The sequence below is a fragment of the Brachybacterium epidermidis genome (assembly GCF_015209585.1).
Taxonomy (GTDB): Bacteria; Actinomycetota; Actinomycetes; order Actinomycetales; family Dermabacteraceae; genus Brachybacterium; species Brachybacterium epidermidis.
Map to the genome: position 1 here is coordinate 213,460 of NZ_JADEYR010000002.1, position 20,719 is coordinate 234,178.

Here is a 20,719-nt window from a genome sequence, read left to right on the forward strand (position 1 = left end):
CGGTACCGGTCGCCGTTGGCCGGAGCGAGGGGTCATCCATGCAGAGGCGTACAGAGGATCGGGACTTCTCCGCGTACAACGCGGCCCAGCATGGCAGACCTGTCAGGCCCCTGGCGGTGCGCGCAGTCGAGGCTGCGGCACAGGGCCCGGCCGACGCCGCGGAGCCACGCCCGACCGGGTCCGGGGCCGCTGACGGGGATGAGCGCCCCACCGCCGTGGAGCTGGGCAGCGGGATCGGCATCGAGGCGGAGTTCCTGGCCCGGCAGGGCTACGAGGTGTGGACCTACGATGCCGATCCCTCCGTCGAACCCGCCCTGCGCCAGCTGGCCGCGCGGCATCCCGTGCACCACTCCACCACGGTGCTGGAGTCGATCGCCGATCTGCCCTCCGCTGACCTCCTGCTCTCCTGCGCGACCCTGTCCTTCGTGCCGCGAGCGGCGTTCGGCGGCCTGTGGCGCAGCATCGTCGCCGCGGTGCGGCCCGGCGGGGGGCTCGCGATCGACCTGTTCGGGGAGAACGACGACTGGGCAGTGACCGACGGCACGTTCCTCTCCCGCTCGCAGGTCGAGGACCTGCTGCAGGGCTGGGCGAGTGCCGAGGTGGAGGAGAGGGAGTACGACGGCCGCTCCTTTGGCGGGCCCAAGCACTGGCACACGTTCACTGTCATCGCCCGCCGCTGACCGCGGCCGCGAGGCCGCACGTACCCTGGCCGCGTGGAACCACCGCTGATCCGTGACTGGCCGGGACCGCTCGACGTCGGAGGCCTCGCTGCCGACTCGGTCGAGCAGGCGCGCCGAGCCGTCGAGCGCGTGGCGGGGCTGAGGGGGATCGATGCCGAGGTGGGGACCTCCGCAGCGCTGATCGTCGGCGCCTTCGATGCGATCGGCCACCTGCGCATCGACGGGCGCCCGGCACCGGGGTGGGCCCCGCTCAGCGGCTTCGTCGAGGCGGCCGACGGGTGGGTGCGACTCCACGGCAACTTCCCCCACCACGCGGAGGCGATCCGGGCATCGCTCCAGGTGGGCGGCCCGGAGGAGCTGGCTGCGGCCGTCTCGCGCCTTCCAGCCGCGCAGGTGGAGGAACGGGTGCAGGCGGTCGGTGGCATCGCCACCGTGGTGCGCTCCCCGGCGCAGTGGGAGCAGCATCCCCACCACCGGGCGACCTGTGACGTCCCCTGGCACCGGGTGCTGCCCGGTGCGGAGCGGCGAGTGCTGGGTGCTGCCCAGGACGTGCCGCTTCAGGGGGTGCGGGTCCTGGACCTCACCCGGGTGATCGCCGGGCCCGTTTGCTCCCAGCTGTTGGGCTGCCTGGGGTCCGAGGTGCTGCGCATCGACCCGCCACACTGCCCGGAGCTGCTGGAGCACCACCTGTCCACCGGCATGGGCAAGCGTTCCGCACAGCTCGACCTGGGCAAGCACCTGGATGTCCTGCACGAGCACCTGCTGCCCGGGGCGGACGTGGTGCTGCTGGGCTACCGACCCGGATCGCTGGACCGGTTCGGCCTCGCCCCGGCAGGTCTCGCACAGCGCTTCCCGCATCTGGTGATCGGCTCACTCAGTGCGTGGGGCGAGCACGGGCCGTGGGGGAGCACGGCGGGGTTCGACTCGATCGTGCAGGCCGCGACCGGTATCGCCAGTGTGTGCGGAGGTGAGGACGGGCGCCCCGGGGCACTGCCGGTGCAGGCCCTGGACCACTCCAGCGGGTACCTGCTCGCTGCTCGGGTGATCGACCTGCTGGCCGATGCCCGCGGCGGGCGGGTGCACGTGAACCTGCTCGGTGCCGCGCGGGAGCTGCTGCGGCGTGCGGTGCCGGAACGGGCCGACGGGGACGCGCTGCGCGAGGACGACACGGCGCAAGCAGGCAACGCGATCGATGCCGGTGCGGGCGGTGCCGGGCCGGACTCGGGCGGCGCGGGCCCGGCCACGGTCGACCTCGACACCCCGCACGGACGGGTGCGCACCGTCCCGGTTCCGCTCACCCTCGACGGCGCGCCTATCAGCGGGCCGATCGCGGAGTACGGCACCGCCCGGCCTCATTGGGACGGAGGGGCCTCTGGTGCGGTGCCCCCATCGGTGACAGGCTGAGTGCCATTGAGTTGGGAGGTGCCCATGAAGCTCGCACCCGAGGATCCGCGTGCCGATCTGGTCGGCGTGCTGCATGACCTCGCCCGGGGGGTCGGCTCCGAGGGTGACGTCGAGGTGGGCACCATGTTCCGCAGCCCCGGCCTGCGGGTGGGCGGCACGATCCTCGCCTTCCTGGGGTTCGACGGCGAGCTGATCGTGAAGCTCCCGCACGCCCGGGGGCAGGAACTGATCGCGGCAGGCGAAGCCGCCCCGGTCACCATGGGCACCCGCACCATGAAGGAGTGGTTCGAACTGCCCTCCGCCGACACGCCCGATCAGGCCTACCAGGCGTGGCTGCCGCTGGTGCGCGAAGCGCTCGCATTCGTGCGCGGGAGCTGAGGGAGCCGGTCAGCGCACCGTGACGGTCACGTCCGTCGGGTACCCGTCCTCCGATCCCGGATCGCAGTCCTCGGCGAGCTCCTCGCGGAAGCAGTACTGCACGCGGATCGTCGTCGTACCCGGCGCGATCCCTGTGACCTCGAGCGCGGTCGGCCCGTCGCCCCCGGTGGAGGTGTCCTCCCAGTCCTCGAAGCCCAGCACCGAGTCACCGCTGACGAACCCGGCCTCGGCGACACCCTCCGGCTCCACGGAGAGCACGCCCCAGTTGTCGCCGACGCTCGTGCTGCTGCCGCCCCAGTAGATCTGCGCGGTCTCACCCACCTCGATCTCCAGCTGCTGCGTCCCCTCGGGCAGCAGCTCCGAGCTCAGCGTGGGAGGTTCGACAGGAGGATCGCTCGACGATGGCGGCTCCGACGGGGAGGGCGTGCCGGGCCCCAGGCCTCCCAGGTCAAGCCCACAACTGGTCAGGAGCAGACACGCGCCGGCCATCGCCGTCCATGTCCGCCCTCGCCCCGCATTCCGGGTGAGCCTCCCGCCATCGGCCTCGACACGGGAGACCAAGACTCAGGCCCCAGGCCGAGGTGGCACCGCCTCCAGCACCTCCCGCGTGGAGCGCAGCTGCACCTGGGGCGGGAACAGCCCCATCACCTGCAGTGCCGCCTGCCCGTTCTCGGCCGTGGAGTGGGCGACGGCGTCGGTCACCACGGTCACGTGCGCGCCGGCGTCTGCCGCGGCGAGCACGGTGGTGATCACGCAGCAGTCGGTCGAGACCCCCGTGACCAGCAGCTGCGGGGCGCGGCCTACGAGCGCCGCGAGCTTCGGCCCCCATTTGGCGAAGGTGGGCTCGTCCACGGTGGGGTGCGCGGAGAGCGCCTGGGCATCCTCCACCAGCTCGTACAGCGGGTCCTCGGCGGGAACGTCGGCGAAAGGCCAGGCCGCGAAGTAGGCGCCCCAGGCGGTGTCGCGATCGGCGGTGGGCAGCCAGCGGGTCACCAGGGTGCGCTCGGAACCGATGTGGGCGGCCAGGGCGCGGACGTTCCCCATCGCCGAGGGGAAGAACGGGGAGGCCCACTCCGAGGCCGGGTCGGCGAAGATCCGCTGCGGGTCCACGACCAGCAGCCAGGGGGCAGTCTCAGGAGTGGGGGTACCAGGCGCGACGGTGTCCATACGAGGCACTGTAAGCGCAGCAGGATGCGCGCGTGCGGCTCACACCGCCGGCGTATGGAACCCGCCGTTGGAGAACAGCAGCTGGCCGCGGATCCAGCCGCCCTGCTCGGACAGCAGGAAGCGCACCAGATCAGCGACGGTCTCCGGCCCGCCCAGCTGCCCGCCCGGAGTGGCCGCGGCACCGGCGGCGCGGATCTCCTCGGTCATCCAGCCGGTGTCGATCGGTCCGGGGTTGATCACGTTGGTGCGTATGCCGCGATCGGCCAGCTCCCGGGTGCCGGCCAGCACCAGGCGGTCCAGCGCCCCTTTGGTGGCGCCGTAGGGAAGGTTGTGCACCGTGTGGTCGCTGGTCAGGGCGATCGCCGCCCCGCCGGGGGTGTCGGTGCCGGGCTCCACCTGCTTGGCGAAGGCCTTCAGCAGCAGCCAGCTGGCGCGCACGTTGACCGCGTAGTGCCGGTCGAAGCTCTCCACCGTGGTGTCCAGGATCGAGGAGTCCACCGACTCGCAGTGGCACATCACCAGCGCACCGAGAGGGCCGATCGCCTCCCGGGCCGCCTCCACCAGAGCGGCGGGGACCTCCGGGTCGGAGAGGTCCCCGGGCAACAGCTCCACCCGGGCCCCGGCCTCCCGCAGCTCCTGGGCGAGCAGCTCCACGTCGGAGTGTTCGCGGTTGACCCGCTGGTCGTACTGCGCGGACCAGGACAGGGCCAGATCGAAGCCGTCGGCCGCAAGCCCGCGCGCGATCGCGGATCCGATGTTCCGCCGACGGCCGGCGCCAGTGATCAGAGCGGTGCCGGGGAGTGGAGACGTGGAGTGCATGGGTCGACGCTATCCGGGCTGCTGGTGCAGCTGGATCGTCGACGGCTGGAACATCCCCACCTTCCCGTAGCCGGAGCAGGAGAGCATGGTGACCTGGGGACTGAACGCGTCGAGGTCGAAGAACGTCGCCGTGCCGCTGCTCATCACCACGTTGCGCGGCCAGAACCAGACACCGCGGCAGTGCGTGCAGGTCACCTGACGTTCGGCCGCGGTCACCGTGACGGGCTTGTGGGCCATCGTCTCCTCTTCCCCGGCGCCGTTGCCCGGCCCCGCGCTCAACCGGAATCGTCCCTTGACCCTATGGTCGGGCCCGTCACCCCGCTGGAGGGATGTGGATCGACGCCGACGAGGACCGCGAGCAACGACCACGCGGATCTCGCCGGGCCCGGCGCCTCAGTCCGCGCTCAGCACGGCCTCGCCCCGCGCCACCGCGCCCTGCTCCTGGCGGCGGATCTTCCCGCGGCGCGCCACCAGGGTGACCAGGAAGCTCAGCACCAGGGCCAGCAGCACGCCCAGGTTGGCGTAGGCCCAGTTGCCGTCCCAGTAGGAGCCGGCAGGGTCCTCCACGAAGGTGCCCAGGCCCAGCGGCTCCAGCAGGTAGCCCTGCCAGTTGTTCCACGGGGCGTCCTCGGCGAAGGAGTTCACCACCAGGCCCCAGCCCAGGATCGAGGTGACCGCCATGGTGATCAGGGAGGCCCAGTCGAAGGCGCCGTAGCGCCCGGCGGGATCGAACAGGGCGGCCTCGTCGTAGTCGGCGCGGCGGGTGAGCACGTCGGCGATGAGGATGCCGGCCCAGGATGCGATCGGGACACCGAGGGTGATCAGGAAGCTCTGGAAGGGCCCGATGAAGCTGGAGGCGAAGAACGCCACCCAGATGGTGCCGATCGTGAGGATCACGCCATCGATCGCGGCGGCCGCGGGGCGGGGGATGTCGATCCCGAGGCTCAGCAGGGTCAGGCCCGAGGAGTAGATGCCCAGCACCGCCCCGGAGACCAGGGTCAGCACCGCCACGATCCAGAACGGGATCAGCGCCCAGATCGGCAGGATCGAGATCAGCGCACCGATCGGGTCATTGGCGATCGCCTCGCTGAGGGCCGGATCGGACCCGGCCAGCAGCAGGCCGAAGATCACCAGTACCATCGGGGCCGCAGCGCCGCCGATGGTGTTCCAGGCGACGATCTTCCCGTCGGAGGTGGAGCGCTTCTGGTAGCGCGACCAGTCGGCCGCGATGTTGATCCAGCCCAGCCCGAAACCGGTCATCACCATCACCAGTGCGCCGATCATCGCCTGCGGCGGACCCGACGGGGCGGCCACCACCGCAGCCATGTCGATGTGGGGGATGGTGAGGATCATGAACATGATGGTCATCGCGCCGGTGGCCCAGGTCAGCACCGACTGCAGCTTCATGATCGTGTGGTAGCCCAGCACCGAGGCGGTCACGATCAGCAGCGCGATGAGGATCGCGGCGATCACCGTGACCACCCCGCCGGAGGCCAGACCCAGGGTGCGCAGCACGGTCGCGGTGGCGAGCACCGCCGTGATCGCGAGGCTGGTCTCCCAGCCGATCGAGGTGAGCCAGGAGACGACGCCTGGCACCTTCTGGCCGTGCACGCCGAACGCCGCGCGGGAGAGCACCATCGTGGGCGCGCTGCCGCGCTTGCCGGCGATCGCCACCAGCCCGCAGAGGGCGAAGCTGATGGGGATGCCGATCAGCGCCACGATCGTGGCCTGCCAGAAGGAGATGCCGAAGCCCAGCAGGTAGGAGCCGTAGCTCATGCCGAACACGGACACGTTGGCGGCGAACCACGGCCAGAACAGGTCCCGCGGCTTCGCGGTGCGCTCGGATTCGCCGATGATCTCGATGCCTGCGGTCTCGATCAGCCCGCCGCCGGCGGTGGCGGTGGTGGCCACGGGGGCACCGGGCGGGATCGCGCCGCCGCGCGGCCCGTCGGGGCCGGTGCCGGGATAGCGGGGTGCTTCACCGAGGCGGTCAGAGGAGGGGGGAGTGGACGACACAGTCGCCTCCGAGGGTGAGGAGAGGAAGTGGATGCGTGGGCATATCCTCGCAGACCGGCGACCCAGCCGACGGGGCACGCCGCGAGCTGCGTCGGGGAGCCACCCTCGACCAGCGCGCACCGTCCCTGCACCCCGGAAGGAACTGTGTGCCCCGCACCTGAGACGGGGCGTGAGACGGGGCGGCGCGGCCGGTGCGCCAGCTCAGATGTCGAGTCCGGCCGACCCCAGCAGGGAGCCGATCACGAAGGTGATCCCCAGAGCCAGCGCGCCGCCGATCACCACGCGCAGGGAGGCGCGCACCGGGTTCGCATCGCCCACCTTCGCGGCGATCCAGCCCGTCAGCGCCAGCGCTATCAGCGTCGCGATGAACGTCACCGGGATCCGCAGATCCGGTGGGGGCAGCAGGATCGCCGCCATTGGCAGGAGCGCGCCCAGGAAGAACGCCAGGAAGGAGGCGATCGCTGCGTGCCACGGGCTCACGATGTCGTCCGGATCGATGTCACCGGCGATGGTGAGGCGCGCGGCCAGCGGATCGCGCCGGTGCAGCTCCGAGGCCACCTGCTCGGCGGTCTCCCGCGTGAGGCCCAGCTCTTGCCAGTGCTCGGCGAGCTCCTGGCGCGCCGCCTCCGGGTCAGTGGCCAGCTCTCTCTCGGCCGTGGCGATCTTGCCCCTCTCGGAGTCGGACTGACTGGAGACCGAGACGTACTCACCCAGCGCCATCGAGACGGCTCCGCCCACGACAGCGGCGGTGCCTGCCGCGAGGATCGGACCGGTCGCCGTGGTCACGCCCGCGACGCCGACGACGGTCGCCGCCACCGAGACGATGCCGTCGTTCGCGCCGAGAACCGCAGCCCGCAGCTGGTTCAGGCGCTGCTGGTACCCGGTCGTGCGCCGGGGCGCGCCCGACGAGTCGGCCGTGGCGAGGACGGGGGCGGGAGGGGTGTGCTCGGTGTTCATGGAACTGATGAAACTCCTGTTCAGAGCGCTGCGCAAGCAAGCTTCGCCTTACCTCACCCGCTGTGTGCGGAGCACTCGGCGGTGCTCGGATCGGCGCGAGCTGTACCTTCAGGCCGCCCACGCCAACGGCGGCACCCCCGACGCCGGTCGGCGCCTGCTGGCCTGGGCCCACCAGGTGGGCTTCACCGAGGTCACCCCGTCGGCCTCGACGCAGCTGTACGCCACCCCCGAGGGGCGGGGCTCGCCGCCGAGGGCGCACTCACCCCACGGTGATGCTGTCCACCATCGCGTCCACGTCGGCCGCGCGATCGGGGACGTCCGCCGGGGCGGACACCTTGAACACGGCCGGACCGCTGGGGGTCTCCACCACGATCGCCACGATCTCCACCGAGCCGTACTCGGTGATGGTGCCCGGCTCCTTCAGCTCCACCACGCCGCGCACCATCCACGCCTCGTGGCCATCCACCTCGGTGGCCTGGGAGACGTACTCGGTCATCAGCGGCTCCTCCCCGTACACCGCGATGCCCTCCGGCCGGGTCAGATGGCACTGCACGTACGCCATCGCCGCCCGCTCCGGGCCGGGATAGCCGCCCTGCTCCTGGGACCACTCCACCTGGCCCACCTGGGCGAGGGCGTAGTAGCCCTCGTCCACCTGCCTGTCTGCCGAGGCCACATCCGTGGCGTACGGCAGCGACTCGCTCCAGTCCACGCCGGTCTCCCCCCACCCCGCGGCGACCGTGAAGGACAGATCACCGCTGGTGCGTCGGCTGCCGGACTGGGGCTCGGACTCCTCCTGGGGGTGGAACTCGCACTCCTCGGTGGGGGCCGTGATCGTGGTGACCTCCTCGGAGTCGGGCTCGGACTCCTCCCCCTCGGGCACGTACTCGCCGCCGGCCGGCTCGCGCCGCTCCGGCTCGGAGACCGCGGGCGGGGCCGCCTCGGGCGGCTCGTCGGAGGGACGGAAAAGGGTCGTCGCCAGCACGATCAGGGCGATCTCCAGCAGCACCGCGACCGCCCCCGCCGCCATGCCGGCCCGGGTCAGGGGCAGGCGCGGCCGGCCGGCCGAGCGGTGGTTCCCATCGAGGTCGTCGACCTCGCCGTGCCGCCCGCTGCCACGGCCGCGCGGCCGCTCCCCGCCGTGGAAGTCCGGCAGGTGAGGTCCCTCATCGATGGGATCGAGCATCTCAGTGCCTCAGCCCACCGTCAGACTGTCCACCATCGACTGCACGTCCTCCATCAGCTGGGGATCGTCACCGGAAGCGGACACCTTGAACGCCGCCGGTCCGCTGGGGGTCTCCACCACCACCGCGACGATCTCCACCGAGTCCCACCCCACACTCGCCTCGGACACATCCACCGCGCCGCGCACGATCCACCCCGGATGGCCGCCCACCTCGAGGGCCTCGGACACGAACGCGCTCAGCTCCGGATCCTCGCCGTAGGTATCGACCGCCTCGGGACGGAAGAGGTGGCACTGCAGGTAGGCGGTGGCGGCGGCCTCGGCACCGGGGTAGCCGCCCTGGACGTCGGACCAGGTCGCTTGGCCCACCATGGCCACGGAGTAGTAGTGCTCGTCGTGGGAGGTCGGCCGATCAGCGGATTCCACGTCGGTGGCGTACGGCATCGTCGCGTCCCAGTCCACCGAGCTGCCCCACCCCTCGGGGAAGGTGAACGTGAGGTCGCCGCTGGTGCGCGTGGGGCCACTGGCCAGGCCGTCCTGATCGTCCTCGTGGTACTCGCACTGCTCAGTGGGTGCCAGTGCGATGGCGCAGCACCCGCCGAGCACAAGCGGCCACGGTGAGCGGCGCCGGGGCGGCTCGTCCCCGGTGCGGCCAGCACCGTACGAACCGGCCGGGGAGGAGGCCTGGGGAGCGCCGCCATGGAAGTCCGGCAGCGCAGGCTGGTTCCCCGACGGGTGTGTCATCGCGTCCTCCCCTGACCCAGCTCTGGTGCGCCGATCTGCCCGGATGGCATCACACTATCGGCAGCTCGGTGCTCAGCGCCGACGCAGCACCACGACCCCGCCCACCAGGGCGATCACCACGCTGACGGCGGCGGCCAGGCCGTAGGCGCCCTGCGCTCCGATCGCCGCGGCGAGCACGCCGCCCAGGGAGGCGCCGGCCGCCTGGCCCACCGTCACCGAGGACTGCATCGAGGTCATGGCCACACCCGTCCCGCCCGGCGGGGTGCGCCGCTCGGTCAGGGAGAACGCCGTGACCATCGTCGGCCCGATGAACAGGCCCGCCAGCATCAGCGTGGCCCCGGTGGTGGTGAGCGTGCCCATCAGCGCCGTCAGTGCGACGAACGCGGCCATGCCCGCGCCGCCGATCAGCACCCGGGCGGCCAGGGTCACCGAGTCCGGCAACAGCACCGCCAGCAAGGCTGTGAGCGCAGAGGTCAGGCCCATGAAGGCGTAGACGATGCCCGCAGAGCCGGCCGCACCCAGAACGTCGGCCCGCTCCGTGGTGCCGGCCTGCACGGACCCGAAGAAGGCGCCGATGCACACCATCACCACGATCGCCGGCAGCACCGCCAGCAGCACCCGATGGATCGACGGTGCCGGGGCCGCATCCGCCACCGAGGCGGGGGCGGGGTGCTCGGCGAACGGAGCCTCGGGCGGCACCGACCCGACGGCGGGGATCTCCCCGGTCACGGTGCGCGCGGGGACGCGGCGCGCGGCCGCGCGATCGGTGGGATCGGGCGCGCCATCGGCACTGCGGTCTGTGAGGCCGGCCCCGTCGCGCTCACGGCGCGGGGTGGTCACGGCGAAGGGGATGCCGGCCATCGCCACCAGGGCCGCGGCGATCGCCAGGGGCGCCGCGGAGAACGCGGTGGAGGCGGCGATGCCCACCAGGGCCGGGCCCAGCACGAAGCTCAGCTCGTCCACCGTGGACTCGTAGGACAGGGCCGTGCCCAGGTCCTTCGGGTCGCGGGCCAGCTCCACCCAGCGGGCACGGGTGAAGGATCCGACGGGGACGGCGGAGCCGCCGGTGAGCAGGCAGATCGCCCACAGCAGCGGACCGTCCCAGGAGGAGAGCGCCGCCACCAGCAGCAGGCTCAGGGCGAGCGCGTTGATCGGGGTGAGGATCGTCAGCACCAGGCGCTGACCGGAGCGATCGGCGGCACGGCCGATCAGGGGGCCGGCCACCGCGCTGGCAGCGGCGACCAGGCCCGAGGCCAGCCCGCCGGTGGCGATCGAGCCGGTGGAGACGGTGATCGCCGTCATCGTGCCCAGCGGGATCATCGCGTACGGGGCGCGGGCGGCCATCGCCAGCGCCATCCAGGGGCCGGAGGCGATCGAGGGCAGGGAGCGGTAGCGCGCGAGAGCGCCGGGTGCGGAGGAGACCATGGGAGTCAGGTCTTTCGGGACGTTCCTCCCGCCAGGGACCGGGCCGGGCCGAGGGCCGCTGGGAGCGGGGCAGGGCCGGGTGCGGTGCAAGCGGGTGCCCGCGTCCGCATCCGCGGCGGCGAGCCGGACCACTGTACCGAGCAGGGTCGGCGGCGCCTAAGGGGATCGGGTCAGGAGGAAGGCAGCATCACGCCGCGGGCCCGGGCAGGGGAGCTGCCGCGGCGCAGGTGATGTCGGGGCAGGATGGGGCCATGACCAAGGTGCCGGCGGCCGATGCGACCCTGCGGGTGCTGAGCCTGCTGTCCCGCCAGCGCAGCCCGCTGCCGGCCGCCCGGATCGCCTCCGAGCTGGACCTGCCCCGATCGACCACGTACGACCTGCTGACTGTGCTGGTGGAGCACGGGTACGTGCTGCACCTGCCGCAGGAGCGCAGGTACGCGATCGGGCCGGCGGCCTACGAGGTCGCCGCCGGGTACGCCCGCCATGCACCCCTGGCCCGGGTGGGGCGAGGCGTGGTCGAGCGCTTGGTGGACGCCACCGGGGAATCCGGGCACCTCGCGAGCCTCTCCGGAAGTGACGTTCTCTACATCGTCGAGGAGCGCGCCCGGGGACGGACGTCCCTGGTCAGCGACATCGGTGTGCGACTTCCCGCTCACCTCACCGCCACCGGGCGGGCCATGCTGGCCCAGCTCGCTCCTGCCCAGCTGCGCACCCTGTACCCGGGACGTCAGGAGCTGCTGCGCCGCACCGACGCCCCCTCCCCGACCACTCCGCGGCAGCTGAGGGAGCTGCTGCAGCAGGTGCGCACCGACGGGGTGGCCTGGGAGTCGGGCGAGGTCACCGACGGATTCCGCTCCGTCGCCGCAGCCGTGCTGGACCAGGCCGGGTGGCCGCTCGCGGCCGTGGCCCTGACCTGGGAGAGCAGTCGGTCGGAGGAGGATCGGGGCTCCCTGCTGGCGGAGCGGGTGCGGGAGGCGGCCGACGAGATCGCGCGCGTGGTCTCAGGCAGGCGACCGGGCTGACCGTTTTTCGCAAGCCGGGATCGGTCCTCTCACCAGCGTGGATCGCGTGCGCACGCCAGCGCTCGCCAATTTCGCAACAGGGCAGTGGCGTAATGGGGGCAGGTGAGGCTAGCCTAAGTGCGAATCCCGGCCCGTCCGGGGCCCGTGATCTCCCTGCTTTCCATCTCAAGGAACACCGATGACCTCGATCTCCCGCCGTCGCCTCGGCGCCCTGTCCGTGGCCACCACCGTGGGTCTCGCCCTGACCGCCTGCGGCGGAACCACCGAATCCGGCCAGGGGGCCGCGACCGGGGGTTCCGGCTCCGACGCTGGCGGCGCGGGTGAGGGCACCGTCGAGGTGGAGGACAACAACGGCACCCACACCGTCGAGGTGCCGCCGAAGTCGGTGGTCGCCACCGACAACCGCACCTTCGAGACCCTCGAGACCTGGGGCGTCACCCTCACCGCAGCGGCCCGCACGCTGATGCCCGCGAGCAACAGCTACAAGGACGACGAGTCCATCGTCGACCTGGGCAACCACCGCGAGCCCAAGCTCGAGGCCGTCGTCGCCGCCGAGCCCACCCTGATCATCAACGGCCAGCGCTTCGCCGAGTTCCACGCCGACTTCGAGCGCCTGGCGCCCGACGCCGTGATCCTCGAGCTGGATCCGCGCGAGGACAAGCCCTTCGCCGAGGAGCTCAAGCGCCAGACCACCGTTCTGGGCACCATCTTCGGCAAGGAGAGCGAGGCCAAGCAGCTCGGTGCGGATCTCGACGCCGCCATGGAGCGCGTCACCGGCGCCTACAACGGTTCCGACACCGTCATGGCCGTGAACGTCTCCGGCGGCGAGATCGGTTACATCGCCCCCGGCAAGGGCCGCACCCTGGGCTGGGTCTTCGACGCCCTGGATCTGGTGCCCGCCCTCGAGGTCGAGGCCGCCAGCGACGACCACCAGGGAGATGACATCTCCGTGGAGGCCATCGCCGATGCGAACCCCACCTGGATCCTGGTGATGGACCGCGACGCCGCCGTGAACGCCGATGACCCCGCCTACGAGCCGGCCGCCGAGGTGCTCGAGGCCTCCGAGGCGCTCGCCGGCGTCACCGCCGTGACCGAGGGCAACATCGTGTACATGCCGACGGACACCTACACCAACGAGGGCATCCAGACCTACACCGAGTTCTTCGGCACCTTCGCCGATGCGCTCGAGAAGAAGGCCTGATCAGCCTGAGAACCACCCGCATCGACCATCACGGCGGCGAGGCCACGGGCCTCGCCGCCGTGCGGTGCGTCCGCCCCCGTCCCGCTCGTTGCCAGGTGCCCTGATGTCCACTGCCACCACCACGTCCGACGCTCCCCCCGGAAGGAGGCGCGGGCGCGAGAAGCTCCTCGACTGGAAGCTGTTGATCGGCATCGCCGTGGTGGGCGCCCTGCTGGTCGCATCCCTGCTGACCGGGGTGTACGACGTGTTCGGTGCCGAGGACGGCAGCCAGATGTTCGCCATCACCCGCATCCCCCGCACCGTGGCCCTGGTGCTGGCCGGTGCCGCGATGGCCATGTCAGGGCTGATCATGCAGCTGATGACGCAGAACCGCTTCGTGGAGCCCTCCACCACCGGCACCACCGAATGGGCGGGGCTGGGGCTGATCCTGGTGATGATCGCGGCGCCGTCGGCCTCGATCCTCACCCGCATGGTGGTGGCGATCGTGTTCGCGTTCGTGGGCACCATGGTGTTCTTCCTGTTCCTGCGACGGGTCACGCTGCGCAGCTCGCTGATCGTGCCGATCATCGGCATCATGCTGGGTGCGGTGGTCAGCTCGATCTCCAGCTTCGTGGCCCTGCAGTTCGACGCCCTGCAGAACCTCGGCGTGTGGTTCGCCGGGTCCTTCACCTCCGTGCTGCGCGGTCAGTACGAGGTGCTGTGGATCGTGCTGGCGGTGGGCGTCGCGGTGTTCTTCGTGGCCGATCGCCTCACCGTGGCGGGCCTGGGCGAGGACATCGCCACGAACGTCGGCGTGAACTACCAGCAGGTGGTGCTGCTGGGCACCGGCCTGGTGGCCATCGCCACCGGTGTGGTCACCGTGGTGGTGGGGAACCTGCCGTTCCTGGGCCTGATCGTGCCCAACGTGGTCTCCATGATCCGCGGGGACGACCTGCGCTCGAACCTGCCCTGGGTGTGCCTGCTCGGCATCGCCGTGGTCACCGTGTGCGACCTGATCGGACGCACCATCATCATGCCGTTCGAGGTGCCCGTCTCCCTGATCCTGGGGATCGTGGGCGCGGCCGTGTTCATCACCATGATCCTCAGGCAGCGTCGCCGTGGCTGACCGCGACCCGTACCCCATGAACCCGCGCCGCCTCGGGTCCCCGCCCGCCAACGGCGCGGCCGACGTCTCCACCGCCCCCACCGACACCGCGATGGACCTGGATGCGATGGGCGCGCCCCCCTCCCGCCAGGGCAACCGCTGGGCCCCGCGCCGCAAGGACCAAGGCGGAGCGGCCGGGACATCGGCCGGGGCAGGGGCCGGAGCCGCGCGCACCCGCAGCAGCTCCGGGGCGTTCCCGGATGCCTCATCCCGGCGCCGCTACTGGATCGTGGTGGCGGGACTGGCGGTGCTGGCACTGGCCTTCGGCTTCGGCCTGCTCGCCGTGGACAACCCCATGCCGCCCGGCTCCCGCGGCTTCTGGCTGATCGCCGAGCTGCGCGCCACCTCCCTGCTGGTGATGCTGATCGCCGCGTTCTGCCAGGCCACCGCCACCATCGCCTTCCAGACCGTCACCAACAACCGCATCCTCACCCCGTCGATCATGGGCTTCGAGTCCCTGTACACGGTGATCCAGACCGGCACCATCTACTTCCTGGGCGTGGCCGGGGTGGTGGCCCTGCAGGGCGCCGGGCAGTTCCTCGCGCAGGTGGCGATCATGGTGGCACTGTCGGTGCTGCTGTACGGCTGGCTGCTGCGAGGGCGCTACGCGAACATGCAGGTGATGCTGCTGATCGGCATCATCATCGGTGGGGGGCTGGGATCGGTCTCCTCCTTCATGCAGCGCCTGCTGCCCCCCAGCGAGTTCGACGTGCTCACCGCCCGCCTGTTCGGCTCGGTCACCAACGCGGAGGTCGAGTACCTCCCGTACGCGATCCCGCTGTGCCTGACGGCCGGGGTGCTGATCTGGCTGAACGCCCGCACCCTCAACGTGATCGCCCTGGGGCGGGACGTGTGCATCAACATCGGGGTGGACCACGGACGCCAGACCATCTACACCCTGGTACTGGTCTCCGTGCTGATGGCGGTCTCCACGGCCCTCATCGGACCCATGACCTTCTTCGGCTTCCTGGTCGCCACCCTCACCTACCAGGCCGCCGGCACCCACGACCACCGCCGCCTGCTGCCCGTGGGCGTGCTGATGGGCTTCGTGGTGCTGGCCGGGGCGTACTTCGTGATGAACCACGTGTTCTACGCCCAGGGAGTCGTCTCCATCATCATCGAGCTCGTCGGCGGGACCGTGTTCCTCGCCGTCATCATGCGGAAGGGGCGCCTGTGATCACCATCGACACCGTGCGCAAGCGGTACGTCTCCAGCTCGGGCACCGTGGAGATCGGCCCGGTCTCCATCGAGATCCCCTCGGGCGGCGTGACCGCCCTGGTGGGGCCCAACGGTGCCGGCAAGTCCACCTTGCTCACCATGGTGGGGCGCCTGCTCGGCATCGACGAGGGCGCGATCGAGGTGGCCGGGTACGACGTGTCCTCCACCGCCTCCAAGGACCTCGCCAAGGTGCTCTCGGTGCTGCGCCAGGAGAACCACTTCATCACCCGCCTCACCGTGCGGCAGCTGGTGGGGGTCGGCCGCTTCCCCTACTCGAAGGGGCGCCTGACCGCCCTGGACGAGCAGAAGATCAGCGAGGCCATCGACTTCCTGAACCTCGAGGAGCTCGAGGACCGCTACCTCGACCAGCTCTCCGGCGGCCAGCGGCAGCGCGCGTACGTGGCCATGGTGCTGGCCCAGGACACCGAGTACGTGCTGCTGGACGAGCCGCTGAACAACCTCGACATGCAGCACAGCGTGCAGATGATGGGCCGCCTGCGCGATGCCGCCCGCGAGCTGGGCCGCACCATCGTGGTGGTGCTTCACGACATCAACTTCGCCGCGCACTACGCCGACCACATCATCGCGATGAAGGACGGCGCCGTGGTCGAGCACGGCCCGGTGGAGACGATCATGGACGGCGCCGTGCTCTCGCGCGTGTTCAACACCCCCGTGCAAGTGGTCGAGGGACCCAACGGGCCGCTGGCCGTGTACTACTGAGGCCGCCGCCGCTGGGACAGGCGCGAGCGGCCGCCTCGCTCGAGCGGAGCTGCCTGACAGGGCAGGGTCTCAGTGCCCTGAGTCAGCAGGGTCGCGGCCGGCGCGGCCGTCCGCCCGGTCGAGCTCGTCGATCCGCACCAGCTCGTCCTCGGCCAGGCGCAGCTGCACCGATCCCAGGTTCTCCACGATCCGCGAGGGGGTGACGGACTTCGGTATCGCCACGATCCCGCGCGCCAGGTGCCAGGCCAGCACCACCTGGGCGGGGGTGGCGCCGTGCGCCTGGGCGATCGCGGTGATCGCCTCGTTCTCCAGCAGATCGCTCCTGCCCTGCCCCAGAGGCCCCCAGGCCTGCGTGAGGATCCGGTGCTCGTCGTGGAAGGCGCGCAGCTCCCGCTGCTGGAAGTAGGGGTGCAGCTCGATCTGGTGGATCACCGGGACCACCCCGGTGGCCTCGATACGTCGGAGTCGACCTTGTAGACGCCGTAGCCCAGCTGGGGGATGGAACCGCCGTCGTGGAAGGTGAGAGTGGGGCTGGCGGGCATGGTCTCCTCCGGATCCTCGAGCGCTGCGGACCACCCTACGATGGCCCCATGATCCGAACCGGTGCCCAGGCGGCGGCGCATCCGGCCCGCCCGGGGGCGGCGCGATGACCCCGGCCCGGCAGCCGCGGCTGGCGCCGCTGGACCGGCCCGTCCCCGCCGAGCAGCCGCACTACGACCACCAGCGCGGCCACGCCCCGATCCGGGGCGGCTTCGAGCTGTACGGGCTGCTGGACACCCTGTTCATCGTGGCGGGCCTGGTGCTGTCGGTGTGGCTGGCCGGCCTGTACCTGCTGGAGGGCTTCTCGCTCACCCCGGTGCGGATGCTGTACCTGGTGGGCTTCTGGCTGCTGCTGACGTACATCGCGCTGCCCCGACTGCACCAGCTGATGACCTGGATCTACCTGCCGGACTACTTCATCGGCCGCACCCGCACCGTCGAGGGCGTGCTGTCGGACCCGATCAACCTGGCCTTCGACGGTGACGAGGCCGATCTGCACGTGGCCATGCGCCGGGCCGGCTGGGTGCTCGCCGAGGAGCGCACCGTGGGCTCGGCCTGGGACATGGTGCGGGCCACGCTGCTGCGCCGCTCCTACCCGGAGGCGCCCGTCTCGGACCTGTTCCTGATGGGGCGGCGGCACGACTTCACGTACCAGCAGGAGGTGGGCGGCACCACCGCCAAGCGCCACCACGTGCGCTTCTGGAGGATGCCGCGCAGCTTCTCCCTGCCCGGCGGGTACCGGGCCGACTGGCTGGCCGCCGGCACCTACGACCGCGCCGTCGGCTTCTCCTTCTTCACCCTCCAGTTCACCCACCGCATCGACGAGAACATCGACGTGGAGCGCGACTACGTGATCGACACCGTTCGCTACGCCGACCCCCGGGTGCAGGTGGAGGTGATCCGTGAGTTCTCCGCCGCCTACCACCACCGCAACGGCCAGGGCGACCGGATCCGCACCGACGGCGACCTGCCGATCATCGACGTGGCCGGGGCCGCTGCGCGCTCCGACGGCGCCACCGCGATGATGCTGCAGCGGCACCGGCCCACCGGCACCAGCGTATGGCGGGCCCGCGCCGTCTCCTCCGCCCACAGGGCACTGCGGCTGCGCTCCGACGCGAGCGGGCGGCAGCCTGCCACCCGCCCCGACCTGGCCGGTTCCTGGCACGAGACCCTCGACGACCTGCACGAGACCATCTCCGGCGCGGCCGACCATCACCTGCCGCCACCCACCGTCGTCTTCACCGCCGCCCTGGTGCTGCTGCAGACGATCCCGGTGATCGCCCAATGGGTGGCCCGGGCACTGGGGGAGGACCTCTCGATGCTGTTCGCCGACGCCTTCCTGGTGTTCCCCGAGCCGGCGGAGCTGATCCAGGTCTCGGTGTTCGTGGGAGCGCTCGTCGCGCTGATGATCGGGGTGTTCCGACGCAGCCGCTGGGCCCGCGTGGGCCTGATGGCGCTGTTCACCGCCGATGCGGTGCTGCGCCTGCTGGTGGCCTCCACCGCCGGGAGCGACGCCGCCCATGCCCTGCTGGTGGGTGCCGGCGCCTCCGCGCTCGGCGTCATGGCGATCACCTCGGACGCCTCCCGACTGTGGGTGCAGACCCCGCGCCTGCCCTCCCGGTCCTCGCGGCACTCCACCTCCGTCCCGGCCGCCTGAGAGCGGAACGCATGCAGGGGAGGGCCGCCGAGGCCGGCCCCTCCCGTGGAGCGCGCCGCCCAGCTTTGTCGCGCCCGCGCGGCCCGGAGCGAGCGAGGGAGGCCGGATGCCCCTGTGTCCGAGCATGCCGTCCGGTTCCTGACTCATTGCCGGCTCCAGACCGGACGTTCACGTCCCTGTCACGGTCGCGTGAGGCACCCGTCATCTTCGAGGAGGACCGTCGGCCGCGCCCCACAGCGCGCCCGCCACGGTCGCGCTCTCTCCTCACGAAGGCTCCTCCCATGCCCCGTCTGAACCTCCCCCTGCTCATGGACGGCCACACCCGCGGCAAGCGCTCCGCGGCGACCTGCGCACTCAAATGCGGCAACCAGTGCATCGGTGCCGACTGCAACACCTCCACCAACGCCTACTTCCGCGACATCGCCGCCGGTGCCCTGTCCCGTCGTGCGCTCATCGGCGGCGGCACCGGTGCGATCGCCATCGCCGTGGCCGGCACCCAGGGAGCCCTCGCGGACGGCCCCGCCGCCGCCAAGCCCGGGAAGGGGAACGGGAAGGGCAAGGGCGGCAGGCCCGACGCCGCCCCGAACGGCTCCGAGCTGGTGTTCGCCCCGATCGCACCCGTGGACGCCGCGGCCGACGAGTTCACCGTTCCCGAGGGCTTCACCTGGCACCCGATCATCCGCTGGGGCGACCCGATCTTCGAGGACGCACCGGAGTTCGACTGGCACGCCCAGAGCGCCGAGGCGCAGAACCTTCAGTTCGGCTACAACAACGACTACACCGAGATCCAGGAGGTGCCCGGCACGAACGGTCGCCGCGCGGTGATGTTCGTGAACCACGAGTACACCAACGAGAACATCATGTTCCCGCCCACCATGGGCGCCGAGGAGGTCATCGAGGTGGGCATGGCGGCCCACGGCCTGACCGTGGTGGAGCTGGAGCGCAGGAACCACAACTTCCCGTACCGGTACGTGCGCGGGGCCGAGCTGAACCGCCGCATCCTGCTGTCGGACACCTTCGAGCTGACCGGCGCCGCCGCCGGCTCCGACCTGGTCACCACCATCGAGGACCCCGAGGGCCGCCACGTGCTGGGCACCCTGGGCAACTGCGCCGGCGGTCTCACCCCGTGGGGCACCCTGCTCTCGGGCGAGGAGAACTTCCACTCCTACTTCCGCGCACCCGGCACCACCGCCGAGGAGAAGCGCTACGGGCTGGCCGACGCCCCCACCGCCCGCGGCTGGGAGAACGCCCACGAGCGCTTCGATACCCGCAACGAGGGCTACCGGAACGAGGCCAACCGCTTCGGCTACATCGTCGAGGTGGATCCCTGGGACCCCACCTCCACGCCGAAGAAGCACACCGCCCTGGGCCGCTTCAAGCACGAGGGCGCCAACGTGATCATCGCCGAGGACGGCCGCGTGGTCGCCTACTCCGGCGACGACGAGCGCTTCGACTACCTGTACAAGTTCGTCTCCGCCAAGAAGTACGTCGAGGGCGATCGCGCGCACAACATGACCCTGCTGGAGGAGGGCGACCTGTACGTCGCCCGCTTCGACGGCAACTCCCCGGCCGCCGAGATCGACGGCTCCGGGGACCTGCCCTCCGACGGTGCGTTCGACGGCACCGGCCAGTGGCTTCCCCTGGTGCTGGACGGGGCCTCCCAGGTGCCCGGCTTCACCGTGGAGCAGGTGCTGGTCCACACCCGCCTCGCGGCCGACGCCGTGGGCCCCACCAAGATGGACCGCTGCGAGGACGTCGAGCCCTCTGTCCACACCCGGCGCGTGTACGTGGCCTGCACCAACAACTCCAACCGCGGCGTGGGCGCCAACGCCGGCCCCGATGAGGCCAACCCCCGCACCGCCAACCGCGACGGCCATGTGATCGAGATCGACGAGCTGGGCGACCAGACCTCCACCTCCTTCGCCTGGAACCTGCTGCTGGTGTGCGGCGATCCGGAGACCGATCAGGGCACCTACTTCGGTGGCTTCCCCGAGGATCAGGTCTCCCCGATCTCCTGCCCCGACAACCTGGCCTTCGACTCGGTGGGCAACCTGTGGATCTCCACCGATGGCCAGCCCTCCGGCATCGGCTACAACGACGGCCTGTTCCGCGTGACCCTGGACGGCGAGGCCCGCGGCCGCGTCGAGCAGTTCCTGTCCGTCCCCCGCGACGGCGAGACCTGCGGGCCGATCGTGCGCGACCGGGACCGCACCGCCTTCGTCTCCGTGCAGCACCCGGGGGAGGATGGCGAGTGGGGCGCTCACACCTCGTACTTCCCCGACTACGACGGCACCGGCCCCAAGCCCTCGGTGGTCCAGGTGATGCCCTCCAAGCCCGGCAAGGGCAAGGGGCGCGGCAACGGGAACGGGAACGGCAAGGGGAAGGGCAACGGCAAGGGGAACGGTCGGGGCTGACCCACCCCGCGCCGTCATGAGTGGAGCAGTTCG

At 71.4% G+C, this 20,719-nt stretch carries 19 protein-coding genes and 1 pseudogene; 10 read left to right on the forward strand and 10 right to left on the reverse strand.

The window, feature by feature from the left end; genetic code table 11:
- Window positions 1–38 precede the first annotated feature (38 nt).
- Genes IOE58_RS03640 through IOE58_RS03650 form a run of 3 tightly spaced genes read left to right on the forward strand, consistent with a single transcriptional unit; the run spans window position 39 to window position 2,462 of the window.
- Complete coding sequence (locus IOE58_RS03640) at window positions 39–680, forward strand: class I SAM-dependent methyltransferase (RefSeq protein WP_193865065.1); 642 nt, start codon at window positions 39–41, stop codon at window positions 678–680.
- Between the two features lie 33 nt (window positions 681–713).
- Window positions 714–2,084 (forward strand): CoA transferase, encoded by a 1,371-nt coding sequence (locus tag IOE58_RS03645; RefSeq protein WP_193865066.1) that lies wholly within the window; start codon window positions 714–716, stop codon window positions 2,082–2,084.
- A gap of 24 nt (window positions 2,085–2,108) precedes the next feature.
- On the forward strand, window positions 2,109–2,462 hold the full coding sequence (locus IOE58_RS03650; RefSeq protein WP_193865067.1) for a hypothetical protein: 354 nt from the start codon (window positions 2,109–2,111) through the stop codon (window positions 2,460–2,462).
- Window positions 2,463–2,471: 9 nt separating this feature from the next.
- Here IOE58_RS03650 and IOE58_RS03655 read toward each other — a convergent pair whose 3' ends face one another.
- The 9 genes from IOE58_RS03655 to IOE58_RS03695 all read right to left on the reverse strand — a co-directional run bounded on the left by IOE58_RS03655 (window position 2,472) and on the right by IOE58_RS03695 (window position 10,770).
- Window positions 2,472–2,951: a hypothetical protein gene (locus IOE58_RS03655; RefSeq protein ID WP_193865068.1), complete on the reverse strand. Its 480-nt coding sequence runs from the start codon at window positions 2,949–2,951 to the stop codon at window positions 2,472–2,474.
- A gap of 75 nt (window positions 2,952–3,026) precedes the next feature.
- Window positions 3,027–3,629, reverse strand: a complete 603-nt coding sequence (locus tag IOE58_RS03660) for a cysteine hydrolase family protein (protein ID WP_193865069.1) — start codon at window positions 3,627–3,629, stop codon at window positions 3,027–3,029.
- A gap of 39 nt (window positions 3,630–3,668) precedes the next feature.
- Window positions 3,669–4,448 carry an SDR family oxidoreductase gene (locus IOE58_RS03665; protein ID WP_193865070.1) on the reverse strand — a complete coding sequence of 260 codons (780 nt, stop codon included), beginning with the start codon at window positions 4,446–4,448 and terminating at the stop codon, window positions 3,669–3,671.
- Between the two features lie 9 nt (window positions 4,449–4,457).
- On the reverse strand, window positions 4,458–4,685 hold the full coding sequence (locus IOE58_RS03670) for a hypothetical protein (protein WP_193865071.1): 228 nt from the start codon (window positions 4,683–4,685) through the stop codon (window positions 4,458–4,460).
- Window positions 4,686–4,841: 156 nt separating this feature from the next.
- Window positions 4,842–6,377 carry a purine-cytosine permease family protein gene (locus IOE58_RS03675; RefSeq protein ID WP_193865181.1) on the reverse strand — a complete coding sequence of 512 codons (1,536 nt, stop codon included), beginning with the start codon at window positions 6,375–6,377 and terminating at the stop codon, window positions 4,842–4,844.
- Window positions 6,378–6,665: 288 nt separating this feature from the next.
- Window positions 6,666–7,421: a VIT1/CCC1 transporter family protein gene (locus IOE58_RS03680; RefSeq protein ID WP_193865072.1), complete on the reverse strand. Its 756-nt coding sequence runs from the start codon at window positions 7,419–7,421 to the stop codon at window positions 6,666–6,668.
- Window positions 7,422–7,680: 259 nt separating this feature from the next.
- Window positions 7,681–8,604: a hypothetical protein gene (locus tag IOE58_RS03685; protein WP_193865073.1), complete on the reverse strand. Its 924-nt coding sequence runs from the start codon at window positions 8,602–8,604 to the stop codon at window positions 7,681–7,683.
- A gap of 9 nt (window positions 8,605–8,613) precedes the next feature.
- Window positions 8,614–9,345 carry a hypothetical protein gene (locus tag IOE58_RS03690; RefSeq protein ID WP_193865074.1) on the reverse strand — a complete coding sequence of 244 codons (732 nt, stop codon included), beginning with the start codon at window positions 9,343–9,345 and terminating at the stop codon, window positions 8,614–8,616.
- Between the two features lie 72 nt (window positions 9,346–9,417).
- Complete coding sequence (locus IOE58_RS03695) at window positions 9,418–10,770, reverse strand: MFS transporter (protein WP_193865075.1); 1,353 nt, start codon at window positions 10,768–10,770, stop codon at window positions 9,418–9,420.
- A 251-nt stretch (window positions 10,771–11,021) separates the two neighbouring features.
- Here IOE58_RS03695 and IOE58_RS03700 point away from each other — a divergent pair, with 251 nt between their 5' ends.
- From IOE58_RS03700 to IOE58_RS03720, 5 genes are all read left to right on the forward strand, one after another.
- Window positions 11,022–11,792, forward strand: coding sequence for an IclR family transcriptional regulator (locus IOE58_RS03700; protein WP_193865076.1), 771 nt, complete (start codon window positions 11,022–11,024; stop codon window positions 11,790–11,792).
- Window positions 11,793–11,970: 178 nt separating this feature from the next.
- Window positions 11,971–12,993 (forward strand): siderophore ABC transporter substrate-binding protein, encoded by a 1,023-nt coding sequence (locus tag IOE58_RS03705; protein ID WP_193865077.1) that lies wholly within the window; start codon window positions 11,971–11,973, stop codon window positions 12,991–12,993.
- Window positions 12,994–13,096: 103 nt separating this feature from the next.
- Window positions 13,097–14,098 carry an ABC transporter permease gene (locus IOE58_RS03710; RefSeq protein WP_193865078.1) on the forward strand — a complete coding sequence of 334 codons (1,002 nt, stop codon included), beginning with the start codon at window positions 13,097–13,099 and terminating at the stop codon, window positions 14,096–14,098.
- A gap of 16 nt (window positions 14,099–14,114) precedes the next feature.
- Window positions 14,115–15,314 carry an iron chelate uptake ABC transporter family permease subunit gene (locus IOE58_RS03715; RefSeq protein WP_228018874.1) on the forward strand — a complete coding sequence of 400 codons (1,200 nt, stop codon included), beginning with the start codon at window positions 14,115–14,117 and terminating at the stop codon, window positions 15,312–15,314.
- A complete protein-coding gene (locus IOE58_RS03720) occupies window positions 15,311–16,075 on the forward strand; it encodes an ATP-binding cassette domain-containing protein (protein WP_193865079.1) in 765 nt (254 codons plus the stop codon). Before IOE58_RS03715 ends, IOE58_RS03720 begins: the two co-directional genes overlap by 4 nt.
- 69 nt (window positions 16,076–16,144) lie before the next feature.
- On the opposite strand, the pseudogene IOE58_RS03725 reads toward IOE58_RS03720, so the two are convergent.
- Window positions 16,145–16,531, reverse strand: a pseudogene (locus IOE58_RS03725) (aldo/keto reductase); the annotation flags it as partial.
- A 190-nt stretch (window positions 16,532–16,721) separates the two neighbouring features.
- Here IOE58_RS03725 and IOE58_RS03730 point away from each other — a divergent pair.
- Window positions 16,722–18,272, forward strand: coding sequence for an LssY C-terminal domain-containing protein (locus IOE58_RS03730; RefSeq protein WP_193865080.1), 1,551 nt, complete (start codon window positions 16,722–16,724; stop codon window positions 18,270–18,272).
- A gap of 281 nt (window positions 18,273–18,553) precedes the next feature.
- On the forward strand, window positions 18,554–20,686 hold the full coding sequence (locus IOE58_RS03735; RefSeq protein WP_193865081.1) for a PhoX family protein: 2,133 nt from the start codon (window positions 18,554–18,556) through the stop codon (window positions 20,684–20,686).
- Window positions 20,687–20,719: the final 33 nt, after the last annotated feature.

Bases quoted from the DNA above. Each gene is read 5' to 3' on its own strand.
- IOE58_RS03650 (WP_193865067.1), top strand. From the start codon at position 2,109: ATGAAGCTCGCACCCGAGGATCCGCGTGCCGATCTGGTCGGCGTGCTG.
- IOE58_RS03715 (WP_228018874.1), top strand. From the start codon at position 14,115: ATGAACCCGCGCCGCCTCGGGTCCCCGCCCGCCAACGGCGCGGCCGAC.
- IOE58_RS03730 (WP_193865080.1), top strand. From the start codon at position 16,722: ATGACCCCGGCCCGGCAGCCGCGGCTGGCGCCGCTGGACCGGCCCGTC.
- IOE58_RS03705 (WP_193865077.1), top strand. From the start codon at position 11,971: ATGACCTCGATCTCCCGCCGTCGCCTCGGCGCCCTGTCCGTGGCCACC.
- IOE58_RS03685 (WP_193865073.1), bottom strand. From the start codon at position 8,604: ATGCTCGATCCCATCGATGAGGGACCTCACCTGCCGGACTTCCACGGC.
- IOE58_RS03655 (WP_193865068.1), bottom strand. From the start codon at position 2,951: ATGGCCGGCGCGTGTCTGCTCCTGACCAGTTGTGGGCTTGACCTGGGA.
- IOE58_RS03735 (WP_193865081.1), top strand. From the start codon at position 18,554: ATGCCCCGTCTGAACCTCCCCCTGCTCATGGACGGCCACACCCGCGGC.
- IOE58_RS03680 (WP_193865072.1), bottom strand. From the start codon at position 7,421: ATGAACACCGAGCACACCCCTCCCGCCCCCGTCCTCGCCACGGCCGAC.
- IOE58_RS03700 (WP_193865076.1), top strand. From the start codon at position 11,022: ATGACCAAGGTGCCGGCGGCCGATGCGACCCTGCGGGTGCTGAGCCTG.
- IOE58_RS03670 (WP_193865071.1), bottom strand. From the start codon at position 4,685: ATGGCCCACAAGCCCGTCACGGTGACCGCGGCCGAACGTCAGGTGACC.
- IOE58_RS03710 (WP_193865078.1), top strand. From the start codon at position 13,097: ATGTCCACTGCCACCACCACGTCCGACGCTCCCCCCGGAAGGAGGCGC.
- IOE58_RS03690 (WP_193865074.1), bottom strand. From the start codon at position 9,345: ATGACACACCCGTCGGGGAACCAGCCTGCGCTGCCGGACTTCCATGGC.
- IOE58_RS03660 (WP_193865069.1), bottom strand. From the start codon at position 3,629: ATGGACACCGTCGCGCCTGGTACCCCCACTCCTGAGACTGCCCCCTGG.
- IOE58_RS03640 (WP_193865065.1), top strand. From the start codon at position 39: ATGCAGAGGCGTACAGAGGATCGGGACTTCTCCGCGTACAACGCGGCC.
- IOE58_RS03695 (WP_193865075.1), bottom strand. From the start codon at position 10,770: ATGGTCTCCTCCGCACCCGGCGCTCTCGCGCGCTACCGCTCCCTGCCC.
- IOE58_RS03665 (WP_193865070.1), bottom strand. From the start codon at position 4,448: ATGCACTCCACGTCTCCACTCCCCGGCACCGCTCTGATCACTGGCGCC.